This window comes from Halogeometricum rufum (assembly GCF_900112175.1).
GTDB classification, from domain to species: domain Archaea; phylum Halobacteriota; class Halobacteria; order Halobacteriales; family Haloferacaceae; genus Halogeometricum; species Halogeometricum rufum.
Window position 1 is genome coordinate 1,559,084 of sequence record NZ_FOYT01000001.1, and the last position, 22,534, is coordinate 1,581,617.

Genomic DNA, 22,534 nt, shown 5'->3' on the forward strand with positions numbered 1-22,534 from the left:
GAGTAGTGTGTCTGCGTGTGCGTCGTCTGCGCTCTCCTACGCGTACCGCTCCCGATACCGCTCTTCGAGCCCGTCTATCGCCTCGCGGACCGACAGCCCCGACTGCGGTTCGAATTCCAAGAACGCGGGCGGCGTCAGCGACTGGAGTTCGACGTGGGAGACGAGGTCCGACTGATGTTCGGCGTAGTCCCGCAGCGTCTTCAGCACCTCCGGACGCGCCACCGACGGCGGGAGGTCGTCGGTCTGGAACTGGAGGTGGTCGTCGCCGCTCGCCCGCGCGCAGCGGTCGAGTTCCCGGAACGCGTACAGCACCTCGTCGACCACCTGTTCCGGCCGTGCCTCGGTCGCCGTCTCGGCGAACTCACCGTCGCTCTCTGCGTTCGGTGACGCCGTTTCCGTCGGCGCGACGGCGTCGTCGGTCTCAACCTCGTCGGCGTCCGGGCCGTCCACGCCGTCGTCGTCCCCGCTCTCGCCGACGACGACGGCCGACTCGTCCGCGGTCACGTCCAGCGGTGCGCCGCGTTCGCGCCTGAACGCCTCAGAAATCTCGGCGACGAACGCGGTGGGGACGCTGTCGGGGAGCGACACGCGGCCGCCGGCCGACGTCGCCGAGAGCCCCCGGAGCAGTTCGCTCGCGGTCGTCAGGCGCTCTCCGTCCGCGGCGGCGGCCGACGCGAGACGCTCGGCGTCGTCGAACCGACACGCGTACAGCGACTGCCGGGCCTCGTCGGATCGCTCTCGGACGTCGGGCACGCCGGCGAGCGCATCGCTCCGACCGTCGAGGAGGAGTTCGGTCGCCCGGTCGCGGACGCGGCCATCGAGACGGTCGAGTTGCCCCTCCAGCGTCTCCGTGGCCGTCTCGACGGCCCGGAGGTGCGTCAGCACCGCCTCCTCGCGCTCGGAGACGTGTTCCCGTATCGAGTCGAGGCGGGCGTCGACCTCTCGAGTCGCCGCGGCGACGTCTTCGAGTCTGTCGCCGTCGCCGAGACGGCCGAGCAGCACCTCGGACGCTTCGCCAATGTGGACGGGGTGTGCCGTCCCGGACAGCGACAGTTCGCGGAACCGCGTCGGGAGGTTGACGACGGTGTAGGACCCGCCGTCGGCTGCCCGAACGTCGACGTCACCGTAGGTCGTCCGTATCGCGGATTCGAGCCGTCGTCTCGCCGCCTCGTCCGCCGCCGTGACCGCCGACTCGGGGTCGAGTTCCGACAGTCGCTGCCGGACGCTCGACAGGTCCCGCTTCGCCGCCGCGGCCGACTCGGCGGATTGGACGCCGTGGAGGGCCGAGCGAACGTCGTCCCACCGAGCGTGGAACTCGTCGCGACGTTCGGTCGCCGCTTCCGCGGCCGACGGCGCGACCGAACGGATGGCGTCCGGGTCGCCGATGCGCTCTTCGAACAGGGTCTCGAACTGGTCGCGAACCCGCTCCAGTTCGGCTTCGCTCTCGCCCGCCTCCGCGCCGGCGGACTCCACGACGTCGAGTTCCCAGTCGCGGGCGACCGCCGCCGCGACGACCAGTCCCGACGTGACCACCGGTATCGAGAAGAACCCGACCAACTGGCCGGCCGGGAGGCCCGCGCCGAACAGTTCCGAGTAGACGCCGAAGAAGAGGACGACGAACAACAGCGAGACGAACCCGGCGGCTGCGAAGGCGGCGTCCCGGTGGGGTCGGACCGCGATGGCGACTCCTTCGCCGACCCACCCGACGGTGATGAGTGCGAACAGTCCGACGACGAGCGCCGGACTGGCCTTGAACACCACCGCGGCCTCGTACAGCACCGCTACGTCGTACAACGGTCCGATGACGGCGACGAGACCGGTCGACTGGGCGTTCTCTCCGAGAAGCGCGAGCAGCGATTGTCCGAGTATCATCACCAGCGGTAGTCCCGCAAGCCCCCACGAGGCGAGCGCACGTCCGGGTCGACGCGAGTTCATCACGCCCACCCAACACGTTGTCAGCCAAAACTCTTTCTCAAGCTGTATATTCTCCCAATCGTACCATTCGGCCGGACCGCTCGGGCGTCGTTCGACTTGTTCACCGACGGAGTCGATTCCGTGACAGGTCTCCCGTCGAAGCGGCCGTCTGAGGTCCGAGGCCGTGGCGGTCGTCTCTCGGGCGGCGGTCGTCGAGGGGCGAATCGAGCGAATCGTCGTCGCTCCGTCCGGGGGCGGCCTCCAAGCTTGCGGCGTGAGCAAACCATTTCACGAGGGGGCGCAACTCCGGTAGTATGGACGACAAGCGGGAACTGCTCGACCTGCTGCTCAGCAACGCTCGCGAGAGCCCGGAGGACATCGCTCGACAGACGGGTCTCGACGCGGCGGCGGTCGAAGCACTCATCGACGAGTTGGAGGACGACGGCGTCGTTCGGGGCTATCAGGCCGTCGTCGACTGGGACCGCGTCGAGGAGGAACACGTCGAAGCGATGGTGGAGTTGAACGTCGAACTCGACCGCGAGACGGGCTACGAGGAGATTTCGCGCCGCATCGCCAAGTTCTCCGAGGTGACGTCGCTCCGACTGGTCTCCGGCGACTACGACTTCGCGCTCGTCGTCGAGGGCGACTCGATGCACGACGTCTCGAACTTCATCTCCGAACGGGTCGCCCCCATCCCGGAGGTGACGCAGACGGTGACGCACTTCGTCATGGAGACGTACAAGGACCGCGGCATCGAGATGGGCGACGGCGACGAGGACGACCGGCTCACGTTCTCGCCATGAGCGACTACCTCTCCGCGCTCGCGCGCGAGACGCCACCGTCCGGTATCCGCCGCTTCTTCGAACTCGCCGAGCAGATGGACGACGTCATCTCCCTCGGCGTCGGCGAACCCGACTTCTCCGCGCCGTGGGCCGCCCGGACCGCCGCCATCGACTCGCTCGAACGCGGGCGGACCTCCTACACCTCCAACCGCGGGATGCGCGAACTCCGCGAGGCTATCGCGGGCCGGGTCGAACGCTACGGACAGGAGTACGACCCCGAGGACGAGATACTCGTCACCGCGGGCGCGAGCGAGGCCGTCGACCTGGCGATGCGCGCCCTCGTGGACCCCGGCGACACCGTCGCCGTCCCCGAACCGTCGTACATCTCCTACGAACCCACCGTCTCGTTCGCCGGGGGCGAACCGCTGTCGGTCCCCACGCGCGCCGAGGACGACTTCGCGCTCCGGCCCGAAGCGCTCGAACGGGCCGGCGCGGCGGAGGCGGACGTCCTCGTCCTCTGCTACCCGAACAACCCGACGGGCGCGGTGATGTCGCGCGAGGAACTCGCCGACGTCGCCGCCTTCGCGCGCGAACACGACCTGTTCGTCCTCTCCGACGAGATTTACGCCGCGCTCCGGTACGAGGACGACCACGTCTCCATCGCCACGCTTCCGGGGATGCGCGAGCGGTCGGTCGTGTTCAACGGGTTCTCGAAGGCCTACGCGATGACCGGATTTCGCCTCGGCTACGCCCTCGGTCCCGCCGCCGTCGTCGACGCGATGAACCGCATCCACCAGTACACGATGCTCTCCGCGCCGACGACGGCGCAGTACGCCGCGCTGGAGGCCATCCGGTCGTGCGACGACGCGGTCGAGGAGATGCGCCGCGCGTACGACCGACGGCGGCGGTTCGTCATCTCCCGGTTCAACGAGATGGGGATGGACTGCTTCGAGGCGAAAGGGGCGTTCTACGTCTTCCCGAAGTGCCCGCCCGGGTGGGAAGACGACGAGGCGTTCGCCGAAGCCCTCCTGCAGACCGAGAGGGTCGCTGTCGTCCCGGGTCGCGTGTTCGGCGACAGCGGGGAGGGGCACCTCCGCGTCTCGTACGCGACGGGGATGAGAGAACTCAAAGAGGCGCTGAATCGCATCGAATCGTTCGTGCGGGAGTAGACCGTCGGGCCGCCCCGTCTTCGCGCGGGCGTGACGACGGTGGGGACCCCTGCGGAGACAGCCATTCGTGGGCGGACTCGAGCCCACTTCTGAGTATCGACTTTGATAGCTGGCGTCGCAGCGAGAGCGAGCGTTCCGCGCCGTATTCGCCAGCTGCAACCGCAGAACTGTGCTTCAGGGGCTCTTCAGCATCTCAGTCGCGGGAACGGCTTCGAGGACGTCTCCGATTTTCAGACTCATCAAATACGCAAAGTATTATTTGCACCGGTTCCGTGAGTAGAGACGAATGGATACCGGAGGCGGGGCGGACGCTCGGTCGGACGCTCCGGAACTCGCTTCGGCCCTCGACGACCTCAAACGGCGCGGCAGCGCACTTCTCGTCGTCGGGTCGGTTCCGGCGGACGTCTACCGGCGGGCGTCGGCGCGGATGCTCGGCGACGGCGACAGACGTCGGCTCATCGTGACCGGCGTCACCGACTGTCAGGACAGCCGATTGGAGGGACTCCCTCGACGGACGCCGGAGTGGACCCGAATCGTCGAGTTCGAGGCGCCCGCTCGCAGTACCGCGGCGGCCGTCTGCACGGATGACTCGACCGCTTCGCCCCCCGGTCCCGAGTCGTCGACGGACTCGCCCCCCGCACGGGACCCGCTGGCGCAACGCGTCGACGGCGACGTCGTCGAGTTGGGTAGCGAAGTCGCGAAGACGATTGCGCAGTTCGACAGCATCGCAGGCGGACTGGCGCCGGCCGAACTTCGCCTCGCGTTCGACTGTCTGCCGGTCCTCCTCGCGGAGTGCGACCTCGAGACGGCGTTTCGGTTCTCGCACGTCCTCGCGAACCACGTCCGGTCCGTGGACGGGATGGGCCACTTCTGGCTCCCCCGCGAACTGGACGACGAGGCGGTTCGCGTCCTCGAACCCCTGTTCGACGCGGTGGTCGAACTCCGACTCGACGGGACCGAGTTACAGCAGCGGTGGCACTTCCGGGACGTAGAGCTCACCTCGGAGTGGCTCGTCGTCTGATGTCCGGACCTCACCACCTGTCGAGTGTGAACTACCAACACGCTTTTACTCGTGAACGGAGACTGAGAAGATGATGGAACGGTTCGAGAATCCTGAGAGTTCGTCGGCGTTCGAGAGCGCCGAGACGTATCTGGAACTCTCGCTCGACAGCGCTCCGGGCGGTGACGGCGTCGTCGTCTCCGACCCCATCGAACGGCACACGTTCGAACTCTCGACGCCGTCGGTGGTCGAACCGACGCCGGCCGACCCGAGCGCGTTCTGGTTCCCCGCCGACGCGGCGGTCAGATTCCGAACCGACCGGCTCGACCTCCAGAACGTCGTCTCCGTCTGCGTCCGCGACGACGACGGGCAGATGCTCGGCCAGACCGAGCACTTCGCCTCGGAGACGTTCCCCGACGGGACGTACAGTCTGGAACTGTTCGCGCCGGTGAAGACGTACGTCCGCGTGGACGCGCCGGTGTCGATAGCGTCGGACGCGACGAAGACGAGCATCTCGTTCGGCGGCGAGACGGAGGTGCTCGTCGGCGCCCGGTCGCACCACAAGCGGCCGGCGGCGACGATTACGACGCCGGACGACCCCGAGTCGATGATGCGAGCGGTGTCGCTGCTCGGGTCGGCGCTGAAGACCACCTCGCCCGAGCGGTCGTATCCGACGCTCCGCGGCCACCCCCCGCTGGTCGAACGCGGGAACGAGTTCAGAGCGCCGGCGGACCTGACGCCGCCGGAGACGGGCGTCACGCTCGAACTGCCGGCGACGCACCACCACGTCTACGCGGCCGCGCCGCTCTCGTACTACCTCGGCGCGACCGTCGTCCCGGGCGAGACGCCGCGACTCCGCACGGACCGCGGGTTCACGTACGACCTCGACGGTCCCGTGGGGTACGAACGGACGGTCGCGCGAGTGCTGAAACAGACGTTCTTCCTCGACTGCCTCACGCGGACCGAGGGCTACTATCAGGTGGACCTCCACGAGCGACGGGCGGTCGAGTCGGAACTCGGCCTCGACTTCGCCGACCTGTACGACCGGTCGCTGGCCGAACAGATCGAGGCGTATCTGGCGATTCCGTGGGAGACCGTCTCGCCCCACGTCCCCGAGTGGAAGCTCACGACGCACGTGACGCCGACGGCGGAGAACGTCGAACTCCTCCCGTTCGTCGCGAACGACCTCGCCATCGTCCGGACGCCGGAGGCGAACGCCGGTGCGAGTTCGACGACGCAGGCGGCGGCCGTCGACTCGTTCCTCCGGTCGTCGCCGAGCGTCACCGACGGCGGGTTCACGCGCAGTGCGGCCCAGTCCGCCTCGTTGCCGGAGCGGAGTTACGTCCAGCCCGGCGACACGGAGTCCCTCGAACAGGCGTGGCTCGGACAGGGAACGCCCATCGGCGCGAGCAAGGCCTCCCTGCAGGCCTACCGGAACCGGCTGTACCGGTCGCCGACGGAGGGCGACATCGCCATCACCGTCGTCTGCAACGACCCGCGGATGGCCGACGAACGCGACGACGTGGAGGCGGTGTACGGCTCCCGCGAGGAACTCCCGTTCGACGTGCAGGTCCAGTACGAACTCACGCGGGCGGAACTCCGCGAGACGCTCGCCGCCGAGACGGACTTCTTCCACTACATCGGCCACATCGACACCGACGGCTTCCAGTGCGTCGACGGGACGCTCGACGCGTCCACGCTGAGCGACGTCGGGATGGACGCGTTCCTGCTCAACGCCTGTCGCTCCTACGAACAGGGGATGAGCCTCATCGACGCCGGCGCCATCGCGGGCATCGTGACGCTCGACGACGTGGTGAACAGCAGCGCCGTCGAGGTGGGGTCGATGCTCGCGCGACTGCTCAACAGCGGCTTTCCGATTCGGAGCGCGCTGGAACTCGTCCGGGACGAGAACGTTGTCGGCGACAACTACATCGTCCTCGGCGACGGCGGGTTAGCCGTCGCACAGAGCGACGGGGTGTTCCCGAACATGTGTGTCGTCGACGCGGTAGACGACAGATTCGAGGTCGAATACAACACGTATCCCGGGACACACACCGGGATGGGAGCACTCGTGAAACCGATGTTACCCGGTGTCGAGCAGCACTATCTCGGTTCGGGCGCAATCGACCAGTTCTCACTATCGTCTGAGGAACTGCGTGATTTCCTGTCGCTAGAAGAGATTCCGCTGCTCGTCGATGGCCGCCTTCACTGGAGCGGTAGCATCGATCTGGACTCGTTGTGAGTGTTAGGGACCGTAGATTCCAGTGTTGTTCCCCGCGGCGACCGACCCGGCCTGCGAGAGAAGCAGCAGCATGGTGAACAGGACGCCCATCATGCGGGGGTGGTCGGCGAGGTACTGTGCGACTGCGTTCGTGTCGTTTTCGGACATGACGTATGGTCCAAGAACCGCCGTGTAATTGAATATTTTCGAGTAGTTCTGATATGAAATTAACTCAATTTACGTCGAATTACTAACAAACAAAGCCACAGGAACCGCTACAGAGAATATACAGTTCTCTAGACCGTTTTTAGCGGCAGAACGTCGTCACTCGAAGAACGTTCGACGGAGGAGGGCAGGCAGAACCAGCCGCGTCGTTCACTCGCCGTTCAGGTCCTCGAACGCGGAGTTGTCGCCGAGGTCACGGTAGACGGCCGCGATGTCGCGCTCTTCGTCGAACTGCTGGAGCGTCTCGTCGAGGTCCTCTCGGAGTTCCGTGAGGCGCGTATCGAGTTCCTGGTACTCCTCGTTCTCCTCGAGCGCGGTGGCCTCCTTCTCGGACTCCAACAGCGCCTTCTTCGAGGCCAGCGAGAACAGTTCCTGAACGCCGTCGTTGTAGGTGTTTCTGCGGAGGAGGTTGTCGACGGTCTCTTCGAGAGCCTCCTTGGAGACGGGCTTGACGAGGTAGTCGTCGAACCCCATCGCGACGATGTCGAAGTCCGGTTCGACGGCCGTCACCATGGCGACGCGGCAGTCGAACCCGCGATTTCGTATCTCCGCGAGGGCTTCGTCTCCAGAGAGGTCCGGCATCCGGCGGTCGAGGAGGACGACGTCGACGTCTTCGTCGAGTTCGTCGAGCGCCTCGTGACCGCCGTACGCGACGCGGACGGTACAGTTCTCTCTGAGCCAAGTAGCATACAGGTCGGCGAGGTCCGGCTCATCTTCCACGATGAGCACGAGCGGCTGGTCAGCACTCATTTGTATTGTTGTGGTGTTGCGGGAACACGCACGTCATCGAATGAAGCGCGAGGCCATATCAAGATACCCCTTATTCAGACCGACGTGAATGTCTACGTTCCCGGTCTTCATCTTCTCTGCCAAAGGGTGGTGACTCAGGGGTTTTATACGTTGTGGCCCAATTCTTACAGAGCGTAATAACCGATTCAGGCCTCGAAACTTTCATTTTCGCCCACCTCGGTGATGGTGATCCGCGTCGCCTCCACCTCTTCGAGGACCGCACCCCAGCCACCGACGCTGTACGTTCCCGACGCCGTCGCGAGCGTGAAACACACCTGCCCGGCCAACTGGGAGAGGGCGGGCGTACCGTTCGCCTCGGACGCCCCCGAGTAGTGGATGTCGACGATGTCGCCGGTGAGTTCCACGGACGCCCCCGTCGTCGTGTCGAACCCGTCCACGGTGGCTCGGACGGTTGCGTCGGCCGATAGCAACGGCTCGACGTCCCGGACGCACCGCCGGATGTCCGCGTACGCGAGGGGCGGTTCGTCGCCTCGCTCGGAGTAGACGGAGTCCCACACCTCCCACAGACAGGTCTGAAAGTACCAGTGAAAGACGTACGTGAGCGTGTAGTCGTCGACGAGGACGCCGTACTCGTTCAGCGAGTGGGCGTGCGGCGAGAAACAGGTACGCGTGCGGTCCACGAGGAGGACGAACGGCGTCGGGAGCGTCCGGTGCCGCGCCTCCGTGACGACGCCCTCGAAGTCCGCGTCCTCGAACGACGGGGCGTCCTCGTCGGGGTCGGTGTGCAGCGACACCTTGACTATCGCGCCGTTCTCCAGCGCCGCTCTGAGCGCCGGCTTCAGCTCCTCGTACTGGTCGACGGTGACCGACAACTGCACCTCGTTCTCGGCGTCGCGGACGAGCGACGCCGCCCGCTGGAACACCGTCTCGAAGCGTTTGACGATGCTCAGCATGTGGCGGTCCACCTCGGGTGCTTCCCACCGGTCCTCTATCTCGTCCGCCGCCGTCTCCAGCATCGACGCTCGCCCGCGCAGGTCCGCCAGCACCGTCTTCGGGTCGCACGCGCGAGCGTGGAGACTGTCCTGTTCGTACGTCTCGATGTACCCCTTCGCCTCTAAGTCTCTGAGCACGTCGTAGATGCGCGCGGTCGGAACCGTACTGGCGTCAGCCAACTCCGTTGCGCTCGCCGCACCCAGTGTGAGCAGCGTGTTGTACGCCTCCGCCTGGTACTGCGAGAGGCCGGCATCCTCGAGTGCGTCCCGCAACTCGGTCGAGTCCATGGATTGGACTGTTGTCTCTCCCCAATTGTCATCATTGTTCCGAAGATACTACTGGTGTTGTAACACACCGAAAATAGACGGAGCGTCGAAGAAACTCGGGCCACGAGCCGCGAGACGGGCGTTCTTCGTCTCGGGTACAGCCACCGTACACGACGGGAGCGAGGGACGAAGATGGGGATGTGCGCCGGCGCGGCCCACTCGCTCAGACCGGGCGTGGTGCGTCGCTCACTCGCTCTTCGGGCTGTAGTTCGGCGCCTCGTCCGTGATCATCACGTCGTGCGGGTGGCCCTCGGTCTGGCCCGCGCTGGAGACGCGGATGAACTCCGCTCGCTCCTTGAACCCGGGCAGCGTCTCGGCACCGACGTAGCCCATCCCGGAGCGCATGCCGCCGACCAGTTGGTGGAGTTCGGAGGCGAGCGTGCCCTTGTAGGGCGTCGCCGCCTCGACGCCTTCGGGGACGAACTCCTCGTCGTCGTCGGCGTCCTTGAGGTAGCGGTCGCCGCCGCCGGACTTCATCGCACCGACCGAGCCCATGCCGCGGTACTGCTTGTACTTCTTGCCGTTCATCGTGATGACGCGGCCGGGCGCCTCGTCGGTTCCGGCGAAGTACGAGCCGAGCATCACGGCGTCGGCACCCGCGGCGATGGCCTTGATGGCGTCGCCGGAGTACCGGATGCCGCCGTCGGCGATGACGGGGACGCCCTCGCGGGACGCCACGTCGGCGACTTCGGCGACGGCCGTAATCTGGGGCATGCCCGCGCCGGAGACGACGCGAGTCGTACAGATTGAACCGGGACCGATGCCGACTTTCAACCCGTCGGCGAAGTCGACGGCCGCCTCGGCGGCCTCGCGCGTCCCGACGTTGCCCACGACCACGTCGGCGTCGACGCGCTGTTTTATCTCGCGCGCGCTGTCGAGGACGTTGAGGTTGTGCGCGTGCGCGCAATCGATGAAGATGACGTCCGCGCCGGCCTCGTCGGCGGCGGCCGCGCGTTCGGCCTCGAACGGGCCGACGGCGACGCCGCAGACGAGGCGTCCGTCGTCGTCGCGGGCCGCGTTCTCGTGTTCGCGACGCTGGAGGATTCCCTGCATCGTAACCAGTCCGACGAGGTGCCCCTCGTCGTCCACCACGGGGACGCGCTCTATCTTGTGGTCGTACATGAGTTCGAGGGCGTCGCGGGCCGTCACTTCCCGTTCGGCCGTGATGACCTCGTCCGTCATCGCCTCGCGCACCTCGTCGGACTCGCCGACTTCGAGGTACGGGCGGATGTCGGTGCCGGAGATGATGCCGAGGACGACGTCGTCGTCGTCGACGACGGGCGCACCCGAGACGCCCTCTCGCTCCATCATCTCGTCGACTTCGCGGACCGTCTGCGTCGGGCGAGCGGTGACGACGTTCTCGCGGCGGATGACGAGTTCGTCGGCGCGCTTGACGCGTTCTATCTCCGCGACCATCGCTTCGACGTCCATGTTGCGGTGCAGGACGCCGATACCGCCCTCACGCGCCATGCCGATGGCCATGTCGCTCTCGGTGACGGTGTCCATCGCCGCCGAGAGGACGGGGAGGTTGAGTTCGACGTTCTTCGAGACGCGCGTGGAGACGTCCGCGTCGTCGGGTTCGACGCGACTCTCCATCGGTCGAAGCAGCACGTCGTCGAACGTCAGCGCCTCTGGTACCTGCAGTTTCTCCGAGAAGGATCCTGAATCGGGAACGTCGTTCGCCATGTAAATCGTCCAAACTCCTCCGACAAAAGGGTTGCGAGACACCACGGCTATGCAACGTATTGCCAGTCACGTTCCAGCAGATGTGCACGTGCGAGTATATCTGTGTGGTGCTGGACGACGAAACGAGCGGTGGTGTGGCCGTCGAAACCCGACGGCCGCGCAATTTTCACCCGAACCGCCAGCGCTCACCGAACGTTCGTCAGCTATTCGAGCCGGAACTGACGTATCGTAGCCCGATTTAAGAATGTAGCCGAAAGGTATCGGCTCCCATGCCCAGCGGTCTCACACAAATTTTAATAGTTTACTGCGTTTGTGTGCAGGTATGGACTCCGCGTGTCCCGCTGCATCGCGTATCGCCGGTCAGACGAGTTTCGACTCCGGCATGCTCTTTACCATTACAGCGATGGCGCGGACATTTAATTTCGGGAAACGCAGTCTCCCGACCCTCTCGACGCTCGGAGTACTCGGACGAGCCACCGACGAGCGTGGCTTGCGTCCGTATCGCCGTCTGGCCGATGGTGACGGCCGCTAGCATCGAATGAGCGTCTCACAACACCCGGTCGCACTTCGCCTCGAGCAGCAGGTGGGTGGCGCGACGCGCCTCCTGGCCACCGTGATGGCCCTGCCTCTCGTCGACGGCATCTTCCCCGCACTCGTCATCGCGGGGGCGCTGAGTACCCCGGTCGGCATCGTCCAGACCGGACTGCTCATCTTCGGCGGGTCCGCCACCGTCGCCGTCATCCTCGCCGAGATGGAGGGCACGCGCCGCGAGCAGATGACCTCCGTCCTCATCCTCGGCGCGGTACTGCTCCCCGTCGCCGGAGTGGAGGCGGCGTTCGCCGAGACCATCAAGACGCTGTTGAACTTCGAGGTGTTCCACCGCTTCGCCGGTCTGGTCATCCTCGCCGTCGCGGCGAAGACGGCGTCCTCGGAGGTGGGCGAGAAGCTCCCCTCGCCGAGCGTCATCATCGGCCTCGGGCTGGTCGCCAGCTTCGAACCGTCGGGCGCGCAGTTGATACTGAACCCCGACCCGACGGTCATCCTGCACGCCGTCGCGGCGGCCGGGACGGGCGTCGCGTTCGCCCTCGCCGTTGCCCTGTTCGGCCCGCGCCTGCGGGGCGCCGTCGACATCGACCGCTTCCGCTTCGGCAGTTCCGTCGCGCTCGGGATGCTCGCCATCGACGTGCTGGGCGTCCTCCCCACGGACCGCCCCATCGCGCTAGGCGTCCTCGGCGTGACGGCCCTGTTCGCGTACGACCCCGCCGCCGCGGAGTCCGTCGAGGAGTACGACCACGGACTCGAATCCGACGACGACCCCGTCGAGTCGAGCGAGGTGCCCGTTCCCTCGGCCGTCGCCGACGGCGGCAACCGCGACGAGTCGGCGTCCGACGCCGAGAGCGAGGTGTCGAACGACGCGGAGGACGGCGGCGGCGACGCGGGCTACGGCTACCCGGCCGAGAGCGACTCGCGCGCGCCGTGGCTCTGACCTGACCGACTCTTTTACTCTCTCACGAACGCGGAGGACTTACCACCGTCCCGGCCGTCCACCGCGTATGAGCAATCGCGTCGTCCAAGGACGGATGGTCACGCCCGAACGACTCGCCGAACTGGTCGAGGGGGAGAAGCCGCTCGAAGCCGAACCCATCGAGGACGCCGAGATGGACTGTCCGGAGTGCGGCGAGAACGTCATCTCCGTGGGCTACATGCCGAGCGTGACCGAGTTCGTCACCGCGTACAAGTGCCAGGAGTGCGACTGGTCCGACGCCGACCGAGACTGAGACCGGCGACTGCCAATCGAAATTCCTTTAAGTCGAATCGCCATACGAGGAGATGCAGCGCGGGGTCGTGGCCAAGCCCGGCATGGCGACTGACTCCAGAGGCGACGCGCCCGGGACGAAACTCCAGACTGATATACCGAGCGACCGACTGATCATCGGTCGTGTTGACGACCCTCTGGAGTTCCGAGGCGCAGACCGGAGATATCAGTCGATCGGGGGTTCAAATCCCTCCGACCCCACTACTTTCTGCCGAGGCTCGTTCACCGAGCCGAGGCTGTAGTCGTATACTCGGTGGGATTTGAACCGAGGAGGAGCTTGCTCCGACAGTGGTTCAAAATCCCTCCGACCCCACTCTACTCCGAGACGACGACCGACGAGCACCGCGGAGCGTGTGCTCGTCGCAAGTAGCGAGGTGTCGAACGGCAGAGGAGGATTTGAAGCAGGGAGCGAACGGAGTGAGCGACCGTGGTTCAAAATCCCTCCGACCCCACTTCTCTCTGAACTCACCCCCCAACGAGCGCTCCGTCGCGAACCAGATTCGTTCTCGACTGCGTCTGTGATGTGGAATCGTATTTTAGCGCTCGCTGAATACAGACCACGTATCGTGCGCACTTCCAAGCGGGTGAGTGTCTGTGTCACATCCCTCAGATGAGTCCGGGCTCGAGGCAGACGACGGCGAAGGGGTCGACGAGACACCGGGAGAGACCGACAGCGGCAGTACGCGTCGTCGGGTTCTCCAGACGGCCGGTGGGCTGGGTCTGGTCGGCGTACTCGGTATCGGCGGGTGGGTGCGACGAATCGACTCTCTCGGGGAGATCCGGGACCGAACTGACCTGATTTCGCGGCCGTCGGCAACCGGCGGCCGTGTCTCCGGACCGAGTTCGGAGACGGTGCCAGCCGATATGCTGTCGGCCGCGGTCCAACGCGCGAGCGAGCGACGAGCGGATACCGGGTTACAGGCGACCGTGATATTCGACGACGGCACAGTCTGGCACGGCGTCGCGGGGGAGGCAGATCACGGCGACAGCGACCCGCTCACGCACGAGGACCACCTCTACATCGGCAGTGTCACGAAACTGTTCACGGCCACTCTGGTCATGCGTCGGGTCCAGCGGGGTGCCATCTCGCTGTCGGACACCGTCGACGAGTGGTTGGATCTCGAGTATGCCGACGACGTGACCGTGCGGATGCTCCTGAACCACACGAGCGGGGTCCCGAACTACACGGAAGACCTCTGGTTCGGCCTGCGATACTTCGCACGCCCGAGTAAGCGGTGGACACCGGGCGAACTCGTCGACGTCGTCGGAGGAAAGCCGCTGAACTTCGCTCCCGGCTCCCGTCACCGCTACTCGAACTCGAACTACGTCCTGCTCGGACGACTCTTGGAGCGCGTAACCGGGTCGCCGTACTCTGCTCTCGTGCGGAGTCTCGTTCGCGAGGAACTCGGATACGACCGAACGTACTACCTAGACTACCCGGACGAGACAGTGATCGCCAACGCGTACGACGAATCAATCTTCAGATTCGGCCGGCAGAATCTCACGGCATTCCGGACCTCGATGGAGACGGGGGCGTACGCCGCCGGTGGAATCCTCTCGACTGCACCGGACGTCGCGAGTTTCGTCAGGTCGGTGTTCGATGGTCGGGTTCTCGACGAGGACGTTCTCTCGGACATGCGAACGTTCGTCGACGCCCCCGACGAGGACGTCCCTACTCAGGTCGAGTACGGGCTCGGCATCCGACACCTGCGGATCGGCGACGAGGACCTCTACGGGCACACCGGGACGATCCCGGGCTACTCCGCTATCGCCATGCACCACGACGAGCCGAGATACACCATCGCGGTGATCGGCAACGTCTCGACGATAGCCCAAGCGGAGATATGCGGCGCACTCCAGCGAGTCGTGCTGGACGAACGCTATCGAGCTATTGGCTCGGAGTGAGACTCCTTCGAGAGGGGGAAGACGGTGACCGGAGTTCGGTCATCTCGCTTTACTGGGGGCTGTCGACTGGCTTCGTGTCGTTCAGCGACAGACCCATCGCGATGCGGGAGGCAGTATCGAACCTCCCCACCCGCCGATTTTATGTGGACAGTTTCTCATCGTCTCCCCATGGCTGAGAGCCGAATCCCTTGGGTCAGTTCGCATCCGGTAGCAGCGTTCGTCATCGGTGCGTACGCCTTCACGTGGCTCATCTCGGCCCCGGCCTTTTTCATGGAGGAGAGTTGGACTCCTTGGATTCTCATCTACATCGGCAGTTTCGGGCCGCCCGTTAGCGCCGCTGTCGTAACCTGGCTACAGGGGGAGAGTGTCCGTGCCTGGGCCCGGCAAATCGGCCGCTGGCGAGTCGGCTGGGTCTGGTGGATCGCTGCCTTCGGAATCCCTGTTGCCATCATCGTCGTGACGACTGGAATTCTGGTGGCTATCGGTGGCCCAGTCGACCCGACTCAACTCTCTGTGTCACCTGCCCTGGTCGCTGTGGTGTTCATCTTCGGTCTCACGGTTAGTGGAGGTTTGAACGAGGAACCCGGATGGCGGGGGTTCGCTCAGCCGTATCTGAACGACCGGTACAGTGCAACCACGGCGAGCCTGATCGTCGGCGTCGTCTGGGCGTTCTGGCACCTCCCGTACTTCTTCATCCCGATCACCCCTCATTCGGGATTCACCTTCGTCAATCAGATCGGCTGGTTCGTGGGGATATTTCTCCTCTCGGTCATCCTGGCGTGGGCCTACAACAACACCGGGAGTGTGCTGATCGTGATGGTTCTCCACGCGATGGCGAACACCGCTGACGTACTGCTTCCCCTGGCCCCGGAAGAGATAGTCAGTGACGGTGTCGTCGTCGAGAGCGCCGTCGCGACGGTCACGGTGACCCAGCTAGCGGTGCAGTCACTCGTCGTCGTCCTCGTCGTCGCGTACTTCGGTCACCGCTCGCTCTCACGCCGCGAGATACCAGGCGTCGCCTATCTCCGGGGGGAGAACTGATCACTCTGGTCGCGCAGTTCGAGGAGGGGGTATCGGCTGGATACGCGTCCGGCGGTGGCTGAACGTGAAGACGCTCCCGTGACCGTCGGTCACGGGGAATCGTCCACCCGCCTCCCCGGGTGCGCTCACAGCGGGTTCGCTCCCGAGTCAGCGTTCGACCGAGTGCCGGGTGGGACGCCACCGTCGTTCTTACCAGCGGAGAACGAGCGACGCGATAATGTCGACTCGTGTATATGTCTCCGATATGAACTCCGAGACGGGCTTTGGAACCGATGGTATCGGTACCGAAGAGGCGGACAACGAGGTGCGGAGACTCGGCCACCGGCGTACCTTCGGTCTCTTCGTGGTGGGTACGCTCGCGTACTCGTGGGGGCTGTGGGCCCTGCTCGTGTTCGACCTCGTTCCCGCGTCGATGACGACACCGCTCATCCTGCTCGGGGGGTTCGGACCGCTCGTCGGTGCACTGCTCACGCTCCGGCTCACGGGTTCGAGCATCCGCACGTGGCTTCGGTCGAACCTCCGCTACCGCATCCCGCTTCGATGGTACGCGCTCGCCATCGTCCTCCCGCCGCTCCTCATCGTCGTCTCCAGCGTCGTCTACGTCACCGTCTTCGACGCCTCCTACGCGTTCGACGAACTCGCTGCGCTCTGGATGTTCCCCCTCGGCCTCGTGCTGACGTTCCTCGTCGGCGGCGGGAACGAGGAACTGGGCTGGCGCGGGTTCGCTCAGCCGGCGCTCCAAGAGGGACTCTCGGCGTTCGCGTCGAGCGTACTCGTCGGACTCGTCTGGTTCGTCTGGCACGTTCCGCTGTTCTTCGTCCCCGGTAGCTCGCAGGCCGGCGTCCCGATGCTTCCCTACGCAATCGGGGTCCTCGCCACCGCGGTCGTACTCGCCTGGCTCTACAACGCTACTGGGAGTCTCCTCATCCCGTGGCTGTATCACGCCAGTATCAACCCCGCTGGCGGGTACTTCCTGGCTGGCGTCGCCGGACTGAAGACGGTCTCTGGATACGGCACGTACGCGTTGCTCGTGGCGGTCGTCGCAGTCGCCCTGCTGGTCCACTACGGCCCGTCCGACCTCGCGAGTCGCGCCAAGGTCCGGCTCTCCGACTTGGTGTGAACGGCCCCTACTCGAGGGCCGACCCCGACTCGCCGGCACGCTAGCCGTGGACAGTACGTTCATCTCGGTTCGCATCGAACCGTGTTCACATGCCCGACAACGTTCTCGTCGCCGTCGACGGCAGTCCGCTTTCGGAGCGAGCGCTCACGTACGCCATCGAGACCTTTCCGGACGCACAGCTCACTTCGATTTACGTCATCAATCCGATCGACTCGGTTATCGACGTGGAGGCCGGCGGCCTCCCGGTCGCCGACGACTGGTACGAGAACGCGGAAGCCGAGGCGACCAGAATCCACCAGCGGGCCACGGACCTCGCGGCGGAACGGGGTATCGAACTCGACACCGTCACGGAAGTCGGAAAGCCGGCACGGGAGATTCTCGAACGCGCCGACGACCACGACGTCGACCAGATTGTCATGGGCAGCCACGGCCGTTCGGGAATCGACCGTGCGCTCCTCGGGAGCGTCGCCGAGAGGGTCACCCGCCGAGCGCGGATTCCGGTGACTATCGTCAGCTGAGCCGTCCGGACCGGAGGGAGTCTCGTCGTGTCGAGAATCCGCTCGCCCGCGGTGGGACGTGGACGCAGTGAACACCGACAATGCAAAATCGGCGTACACCGTACGGAGAGAGTACGTGACTGTTACTGAATCACCCCCGCTCTCGACGTGTTCCCTCCAGATCGAACGGCGGGGCGGTCGTGGCGAATCGGGGGCACGAGCAATCGAACGGCACCTCCGCGACACACCGGGCGTCCACGACGTCGACGTCTCCTTCCGAACGGGGAGCGTCCGGATCACCTACGACGGGAGCGCCACCTCCGAGGAACTGCTTCGAGAAGCCGTCCGCGACCGTGGTGTCTCGATTCGGGGAGCGTCCGACGCGGCGGCCGACGAGGTGACGTCCCGCTCGGAACTCAGACGAGAGGGGACGTTCGTCGGCCTGACGCTGGTGGGCATGGTGACCGGCTTGGCGACGGGGTGGCTCGACGGACCGCAACTCCTCGGGTGGGCCGGCTACGGCGTCGCGTACGTGTTCGGCGGGTGGTACGGCCTCAAGGGGGCTATCGAGACGCTCCGACACCGCGCGGTCGACATCGACCTGCTGATGATCGTCGCCGCACTCGGCGCGCTCTCCATCGGGGCCCCGTTCGAGGGCGCGATGCTCCTGTTCCTGTTCTCGCTGTCGAACACGCTCCAGCACTACGCCATCGGTCGCTCGCGACGGGCCATCGAGTCCCTCGTCGAGATGCGCCCGGACGAAGCGCAGGTCCTGCGCGACGGCGAGGAAGTCACCGTCCCCATCGACGACGTCGCCGTCGGCGACGTGTTCGTCGTCCGCCCCGGCGACAGAATCCCGCTCGACGGCGTCGTCACGTCCGGCGAGGGGACGGTCGACCAGGCCTCCCTGACCGGCGAGTCCGTCCCCGTGCCGAAGGAACCCGGCGACGAGGTGTTCGGCGGCACGATAAACGAGAGCGGGAGCCTCGAAATCGAGGTCACGCGGCGGGCCCACGAGTCGGCGATCACCCGCCTCATCCACATGGTCGAAGAGGCCCAGAGCGAGAAAGCGCCGACGCAACGCCTCATCGACCGTCTCGAACAGCCGTACGTCCTCGGCGTGTTCGCGCTCACGGTCGCGGCCATCGCAGTTCCGCTCGCCCTCGGGAGCGAGTTCACCGGGACGTTCTACCGGGCGATGACGCTCATGGTCGCCGCCTCGCCGTGTGCGGTCATCATCTCGACGCCCGCGGCGGTCCTCTCGGCGATCGCGTCCGGGGGTAGGCAGGGCGTCCTGTTCAAGGGCGGCGAACACGTCGAGACCGCGGCGCGCATCGACGCCGTCGCCTTCGACAAGACCGGCACGCTCACGCGGGGCGACACGCAGTTGACCGACGTGTTCGTCCGCGAGGGGTCGGGGGACCGGACGCCGAGCGAGGACGAACTGCTCTCCCTCGCGGCCGCGGTGCAGGCCCGCTCGGAACACCACCTCGCTCGGGCGACGGTGGCGGCGGCGGACGCTCGGTCGCTCGACGTCACCGACGCGGAGCGCTTCCAGTCGGTCGCCGGGAAAGGGGTCAACGCGGACGTCGACGGGGAGACCGTCCACATCGGGAACCGCAGTTACTTCGAGACCGTCCTCGGCGACGCGGCAATCGACGGGCTCGAACCCGGCCTCGATCGACTCCGGACGCTGGAGGCGGAGGGGAAGACGGGCGTCCTGGTCGCTCGGGAGCATCACGGCGAGGTCGGCGTGGTCGGGTGGCTCGCCTTCACCGACACCGTTCGGCCAAACGCGGCCGAGATGGTCGAGAAGCTCCGCTCGCTCGGTGTGGAGCACATCGTCATGCTGACGGGCGACAACGAGCGCGTCGCACGGCGAATCGCCGACGAGGTCGGCATCGACGAGGTGCAGGCGGAACTGCTGCCGGAGCAGAAAGTGGCGACCATCGAAGAACTGGTCGAGCGATACGAGAACGTGGCGATGGTCGGCGACGGCGTCAACGACGCGCCCGCACTCGCCACGGCGAGTCTCGGCATCGCGATGGGCGGTGCGGGGACCGACGTCGCTCTCGACACCGCCGACGTGGTGCTGATGGGCGACGACCTCAGCAAGATACCCTACGTTCTGGGTCTCGGCCGCAAGACCCGCCGGACGCTCACCGTCAACCTCGCCATCGCCTTCGGCGCGATTGCGCTCATGGTCGGCACGATTCTCGTCCGAGGCATCCCGCTCCCACTCGCCGTGGTCGGTCACGAGGGCTCGACGGTCCTGGTCTCGCTGAACGGTCTCCGGTTGCTCGGCTTCCGCGGGTGAGCGGTTCGCAGGACGGACACACGTCACGCGAACCGTTCGTCGTCGCCAGTTCGGCCGCGCGTCGCTATCGCGCGCCGCCGGACGGTTTCGACGACGAAGAGACCCCGAAGCGGTGCGTCCGAGACGGCTCCTCGCCCCCGGGCGTCACCGACGCCGGCCGACGAACACCGTCTCCTCGCCGCCGAACGCGGGCGGTATCTCGCGGGAGTGGACGCTGACGACGTCGTACCCAGCGTCGCCGACCGCCGCCGACGTCTCCGCCGGGTGGTAGTCGACGCCGCCGGGGACGGCGTGGTGTTCGACCACCAGCGAACGCGGCGACTGGTCGGAGTCGTCGAGAGCGTCCAGGATGGCCAACTCCGCGCCGTCGACGTCGACGACGAGCACGTCCGGCGAACCGACGTCGTCGAGTGGCACCGCGTCGCCCACGTCGTCGCCGCGGGTGCTGCCCTCCGTCTCGACGACGCTGTGGCGGACGGTCACCCGTTCGCCGACGCCGTTCAGTTCCACCGTCTGCTCGGCCCGTTCGGCCGCCTCGCCGGCCGCCTCGAAGCAGACGACGGACCCCGAGTCGCCCGCTTCCTCGGCCGCGATGACCGACGAGACGCCGAACCCGCCGCCCACGATGACGACGTCGTCGCCGAGCGAGACGGTCTGCCGAAGCGCACCGATGAGGGCCGCCTCGTAGTGGGACTTCGAGTCGGCCAGCGTCGGCCACGGGAACCGGCCGCCCGCGGGCCGCGGGACGCGGACGCCCGCGAACCGGACCGTCGGCCACGGAACGACCTCCTCGATGAGACTCCTCGCCACGTTACTCGACACGGCACTCACCTCGACTGACGGCGACGCGACGTCCACGAGGCGTACGTCCCCCGACTGCCGACTCGTGTCCTCGCCCGATAGACTGGTTGTTCGATGAACTCATATCTTCGTGTCTGACGGAAATTCGTTCGTACGTGTATAATAAGCCTTCCGTCAAATTATCACGTGTGAAAACAGCGGACCGCCGAGCGTCGTGCGAATGCGTCGGTGTGGGGACGTCAGTCCCGCGATTCGGCGTCCAGTTCGAACTCGACGTCGCCGTCGGAGGTGACGGTGACCTGTCCGCCCTCGTAGTCGAATCGTAACTCGAACTCGGCGTTCTCGGCGCGGAGCAGGTTCTCGATGGCCTCGGGGTCCGTCACCCGCGAGAGCGGTTCGAGTTCCGTCGGTCGACACCCGTTCGCTTCGGCGACGCGGGTGACGATCGCGAGCGTCGTTCGGTTCTCGGTCGGTTCCTTCGGTTCGTGCGTCTCTGACGACTTCGTGTGCCTCATCTATCGTTTCCCACCTGCAGTCCCCCGCGCCCGGGTTCGGTTCGAGCCTCCGTGCAGAGACACTCGCGGCGAAAGACTGCCGTACAGATGCAATCCTCTACCGGAGTGAGATAATCTTTTTCGTTGCCGTTCGGGCCTGACACCTCGAAATCAAGAGTTGCGCGAAGCTTCGACTGGCGGCGTGGTCCGGCTACCACCGAGCGCGCCCCTCAGTCGTCGGCGACTTCGGCGTGGACGTGGTCGAACTCGACGTCGGTGCCGTCCTCGCGGCAGACTTCGAGGGCGTGTTTGGCGGCGAACCCGGCCTCGTGGGCGTTCCGGCCGGTGCCGACGCCCACCTTGAGTTCGACGCCGGCTTCGGCCTCGACGTGGCGTATGGCGTCCCGGTACTCCGCCTCCGTCGTGTCCGGGCAGACGGAGATGATGTTGTCGCCGCCGACGAAGAACGAGAGCGAGTCGTACTCCTCGCGGAGGTAGCGCATCAGCGTGGCGTACCCCTGCTCTATCTGGATGAACGAGTCGAACTCGTTGAGGCGGTCGGTGTATTTGCCCGTCGCGTCGTTCACGTCGAAGTGGGCTATCTGCACGTCGCTGTCGGTTCGGTCGGACTCGGGGAGGGCGTCGCCCGACAGCACTTCGCGGCGTTCACCGTCCTGTGCGCTTCCGGCGTGTTGGAGACCCGCCGTCCCCGCTTCGAGCGCTTCGATGGGCGAAGCGTCGACGCCGATACCGAGGCTAATCGTCACCGGATACCGGTTCGCGATAGACTCCTGCAGCAGTTCGTGGTCGGCGTCGTCGAGGCCGTTCGTGACGGCCACCATGTTGTCGAAGCGGGTGAAGAACGCGTACCCGTCGCGACTCCCGACGAACTGTGCGATGTCGGCGAACAGTCGGGACTGGAGCGTCTGGAGGTCCATCTCTCGGCGCGGCTCCGGCGTCACCGTCCACGGACCGTAGTTGTCTATCTGAACGAGCGAGAGCTGCGTGTTCGTCACGAGCGACAAGAAGGGGTTCGAGCATATCGTTTCTTTGGTTCCGCGCGTGAGCGCCGCTATCCGTAGGGTATTCAACCGGCCGTCGCCGGCCGCCCGTCGCGCACGGCTAGTCCAGATACCGCCGTCTGACGACCCGTTCGTGGAGGATGTCCAGCGTCAACCACGCCACCACCCACGCCACGACGCCGACGAAGACGATGAGCGTCGTCGACAGCAGCGGGACCACGTTCGCGACGTCGACGAGCGCCGAGTACGCGAGGAACACGGAGACCATCGTGATAGCGAGTCCCACCGCGCCGAGCGCGTAGTGGTTCCGTACCGCGTGCGGGTACTCACCGGCCGATTCCTCATCGCCCGTACTCACGACGAAGACGTTCATACCTATTATTTGGCATACATACACATAGAGCTATCTCCGGTTCTCGGCGGCGGAGAGACTCGCCGCTCCCAATCGCTTAACG

At 66.0% G+C, this 22,534-nt stretch carries 20 protein-coding genes and 1 tRNA gene; 12 read left to right on the forward strand and 9 right to left on the reverse strand.

Annotated elements, in window-relative coordinates:
* Positions 1-36: 36 nt before the first annotated feature.
* Positions 37-1,935, reverse strand: coding sequence for a hypothetical protein (locus BM310_RS08080; RefSeq protein ID WP_143105130.1), 1,899 nt, complete (start codon positions 1,933-1,935; stop codon positions 37-39).
* Positions 1,936-2,228: 293 nt separating this feature from the next.
* Here BM310_RS08080 and BM310_RS08085 point away from each other — a divergent pair, with 293 nt between their 5' ends.
* The 4 genes from BM310_RS08085 (at position 2,229) to BM310_RS08100 (ending at position 7,107) form a co-directional block, all read left to right on the forward strand.
* Complete coding sequence (locus BM310_RS08085; RefSeq protein WP_089806315.1) at positions 2,229-2,717, forward strand: Lrp/AsnC family transcriptional regulator; 489 nt, start codon at positions 2,229-2,231, stop codon at positions 2,715-2,717.
* Positions 2,714-3,865: a pyridoxal phosphate-dependent aminotransferase gene (locus BM310_RS08090; protein WP_089806317.1), complete on the forward strand. Its 1,152-nt coding sequence runs from the start codon at positions 2,714-2,716 to the stop codon at positions 3,863-3,865. Before BM310_RS08085 ends, BM310_RS08090 begins: the two co-directional genes overlap by 4 nt.
* A gap of 286 nt (positions 3,866-4,151) precedes the next feature.
* Positions 4,152-4,886 carry a DUF7504 family protein gene (locus BM310_RS08095; protein WP_089806319.1) on the forward strand — a complete coding sequence of 245 codons (735 nt, stop codon included), beginning with the start codon at positions 4,152-4,154 and terminating at the stop codon, positions 4,884-4,886.
* A gap of 70 nt (positions 4,887-4,956) precedes the next feature.
* Entirely contained in the window at positions 4,957-7,107 is a 2,151-nt protein-coding gene (locus tag BM310_RS08100; RefSeq protein WP_089806321.1) for a caspase family protein, read from the forward strand.
* Positions 7,108-7,110: 3 nt separating this feature from the next.
* On the opposite strand, the gene BM310_RS21315 is transcribed toward BM310_RS08100, so the two are convergent.
* The 4 genes from BM310_RS21315 to guaB all read right to left on the reverse strand — a co-directional run bounded on the left by BM310_RS21315 (position 7,111) and on the right by guaB (position 11,066).
* Positions 7,111-7,254, reverse strand: coding sequence for a DUF7503 family protein (locus tag BM310_RS21315; RefSeq protein ID WP_177232556.1), 144 nt, complete (start codon positions 7,252-7,254; stop codon positions 7,111-7,113).
* A gap of 207 nt (positions 7,255-7,461) precedes the next feature.
* A complete protein-coding gene (locus tag BM310_RS08105) occupies positions 7,462-8,061 on the reverse strand; it encodes a HalX domain-containing protein (RefSeq protein ID WP_089806323.1) in 600 nt (199 codons plus the stop codon).
* Positions 8,062-8,246: 185 nt separating this feature from the next.
* Positions 8,247-9,341 (reverse strand): TrmB family transcriptional regulator, encoded by a 1,095-nt coding sequence (locus BM310_RS08110; protein WP_089806325.1) that lies wholly within the window; start codon positions 9,339-9,341, stop codon positions 8,247-8,249.
* A 225-nt stretch (positions 9,342-9,566) separates the two neighbouring features.
* Positions 9,567-11,066, reverse strand: a complete 1,500-nt coding sequence (gene guaB / locus BM310_RS08115) for an IMP dehydrogenase (RefSeq protein WP_089806327.1) — start codon at positions 11,064-11,066, stop codon at positions 9,567-9,569.
* Between the two features lie 538 nt (positions 11,067-11,604).
* Here guaB and BM310_RS08125 point away from each other — a divergent pair.
* From BM310_RS08125 to BM310_RS08160, 8 genes are all read left to right on the forward strand, one after another.
* Positions 11,605-12,552: a DUF5794 domain-containing protein gene (locus BM310_RS08125; RefSeq protein ID WP_089806331.1), complete on the forward strand. Its 948-nt coding sequence runs from the start codon at positions 11,605-11,607 to the stop codon at positions 12,550-12,552.
* A gap of 67 nt (positions 12,553-12,619) precedes the next feature.
* Positions 12,620-12,844 (forward strand): DUF5795 family protein, encoded by a 225-nt coding sequence (locus BM310_RS08130; protein ID WP_089806333.1) that lies wholly within the window; start codon positions 12,620-12,622, stop codon positions 12,842-12,844.
* Between the two features lie 61 nt (positions 12,845-12,905).
* Positions 12,906-13,083, forward strand: a tRNA-Trp gene (locus BM310_RS21320).
* Between the two features lie 651 nt (positions 13,084-13,734).
* On the forward strand, positions 13,735-14,787 hold the full coding sequence (locus BM310_RS08140) for a serine hydrolase domain-containing protein (RefSeq protein WP_143105131.1): 1,053 nt from the start codon (positions 13,735-13,737) through the stop codon (positions 14,785-14,787).
* A gap of 168 nt (positions 14,788-14,955) precedes the next feature.
* On the forward strand, positions 14,956-15,828 hold the full coding sequence (locus BM310_RS08145; protein ID WP_218156421.1) for a CPBP family intramembrane glutamic endopeptidase: 873 nt from the start codon (positions 14,956-14,958) through the stop codon (positions 15,826-15,828).
* A gap of 244 nt (positions 15,829-16,072) precedes the next feature.
* Entirely contained in the window at positions 16,073-16,948 is an 876-nt protein-coding gene (locus tag BM310_RS08150; protein ID WP_177232557.1) for a CPBP family intramembrane glutamic endopeptidase, read from the forward strand.
* Between the two features lie 89 nt (positions 16,949-17,037).
* Positions 17,038-17,466 (forward strand): universal stress protein, encoded by a 429-nt coding sequence (locus BM310_RS08155; RefSeq protein WP_089806339.1) that lies wholly within the window; start codon positions 17,038-17,040, stop codon positions 17,464-17,466.
* A gap of 115 nt (positions 17,467-17,581) precedes the next feature.
* The gene (locus BM310_RS08160) at positions 17,582-19,762 is read left to right on the forward strand and encodes a heavy metal translocating P-type ATPase (protein WP_089807104.1); all 2,181 of its coding nucleotides are present in this window, start codon (positions 17,582-17,584) and stop codon (positions 19,760-19,762) included.
* Positions 19,763-19,906: 144 nt separating this feature from the next.
* On the opposite strand, the gene BM310_RS08165 is transcribed toward BM310_RS08160, so the two are convergent.
* The 4 genes from BM310_RS08165 to BM310_RS08180 all read right to left on the reverse strand — a co-directional run bounded on the left by BM310_RS08165 (position 19,907) and on the right by BM310_RS08180 (position 22,452).
* Positions 19,907-20,584 (reverse strand): class I SAM-dependent methyltransferase, encoded by a 678-nt coding sequence (locus tag BM310_RS08165; protein WP_143105132.1) that lies wholly within the window; start codon positions 20,582-20,584, stop codon positions 19,907-19,909.
* 218 nt (positions 20,585-20,802) lie between these two features.
* Positions 20,803-21,078: a HalOD1 output domain-containing protein gene (locus BM310_RS08170; protein WP_089806343.1), complete on the reverse strand. Its 276-nt coding sequence runs from the start codon at positions 21,076-21,078 to the stop codon at positions 20,803-20,805.
* A 209-nt stretch (positions 21,079-21,287) separates the two neighbouring features.
* Entirely contained in the window at positions 21,288-22,073 is a 786-nt protein-coding gene (locus BM310_RS08175) for a GTP cyclohydrolase III (protein WP_089806345.1), read from the reverse strand.
* 106 nt (positions 22,074-22,179) lie between these two features.
* Complete coding sequence (locus BM310_RS08180; RefSeq protein WP_089806347.1) at positions 22,180-22,452, reverse strand: hypothetical protein; 273 nt, start codon at positions 22,450-22,452, stop codon at positions 22,180-22,182.
* Between the last annotated feature and the right edge of the window lie 82 nt (positions 22,453-22,534).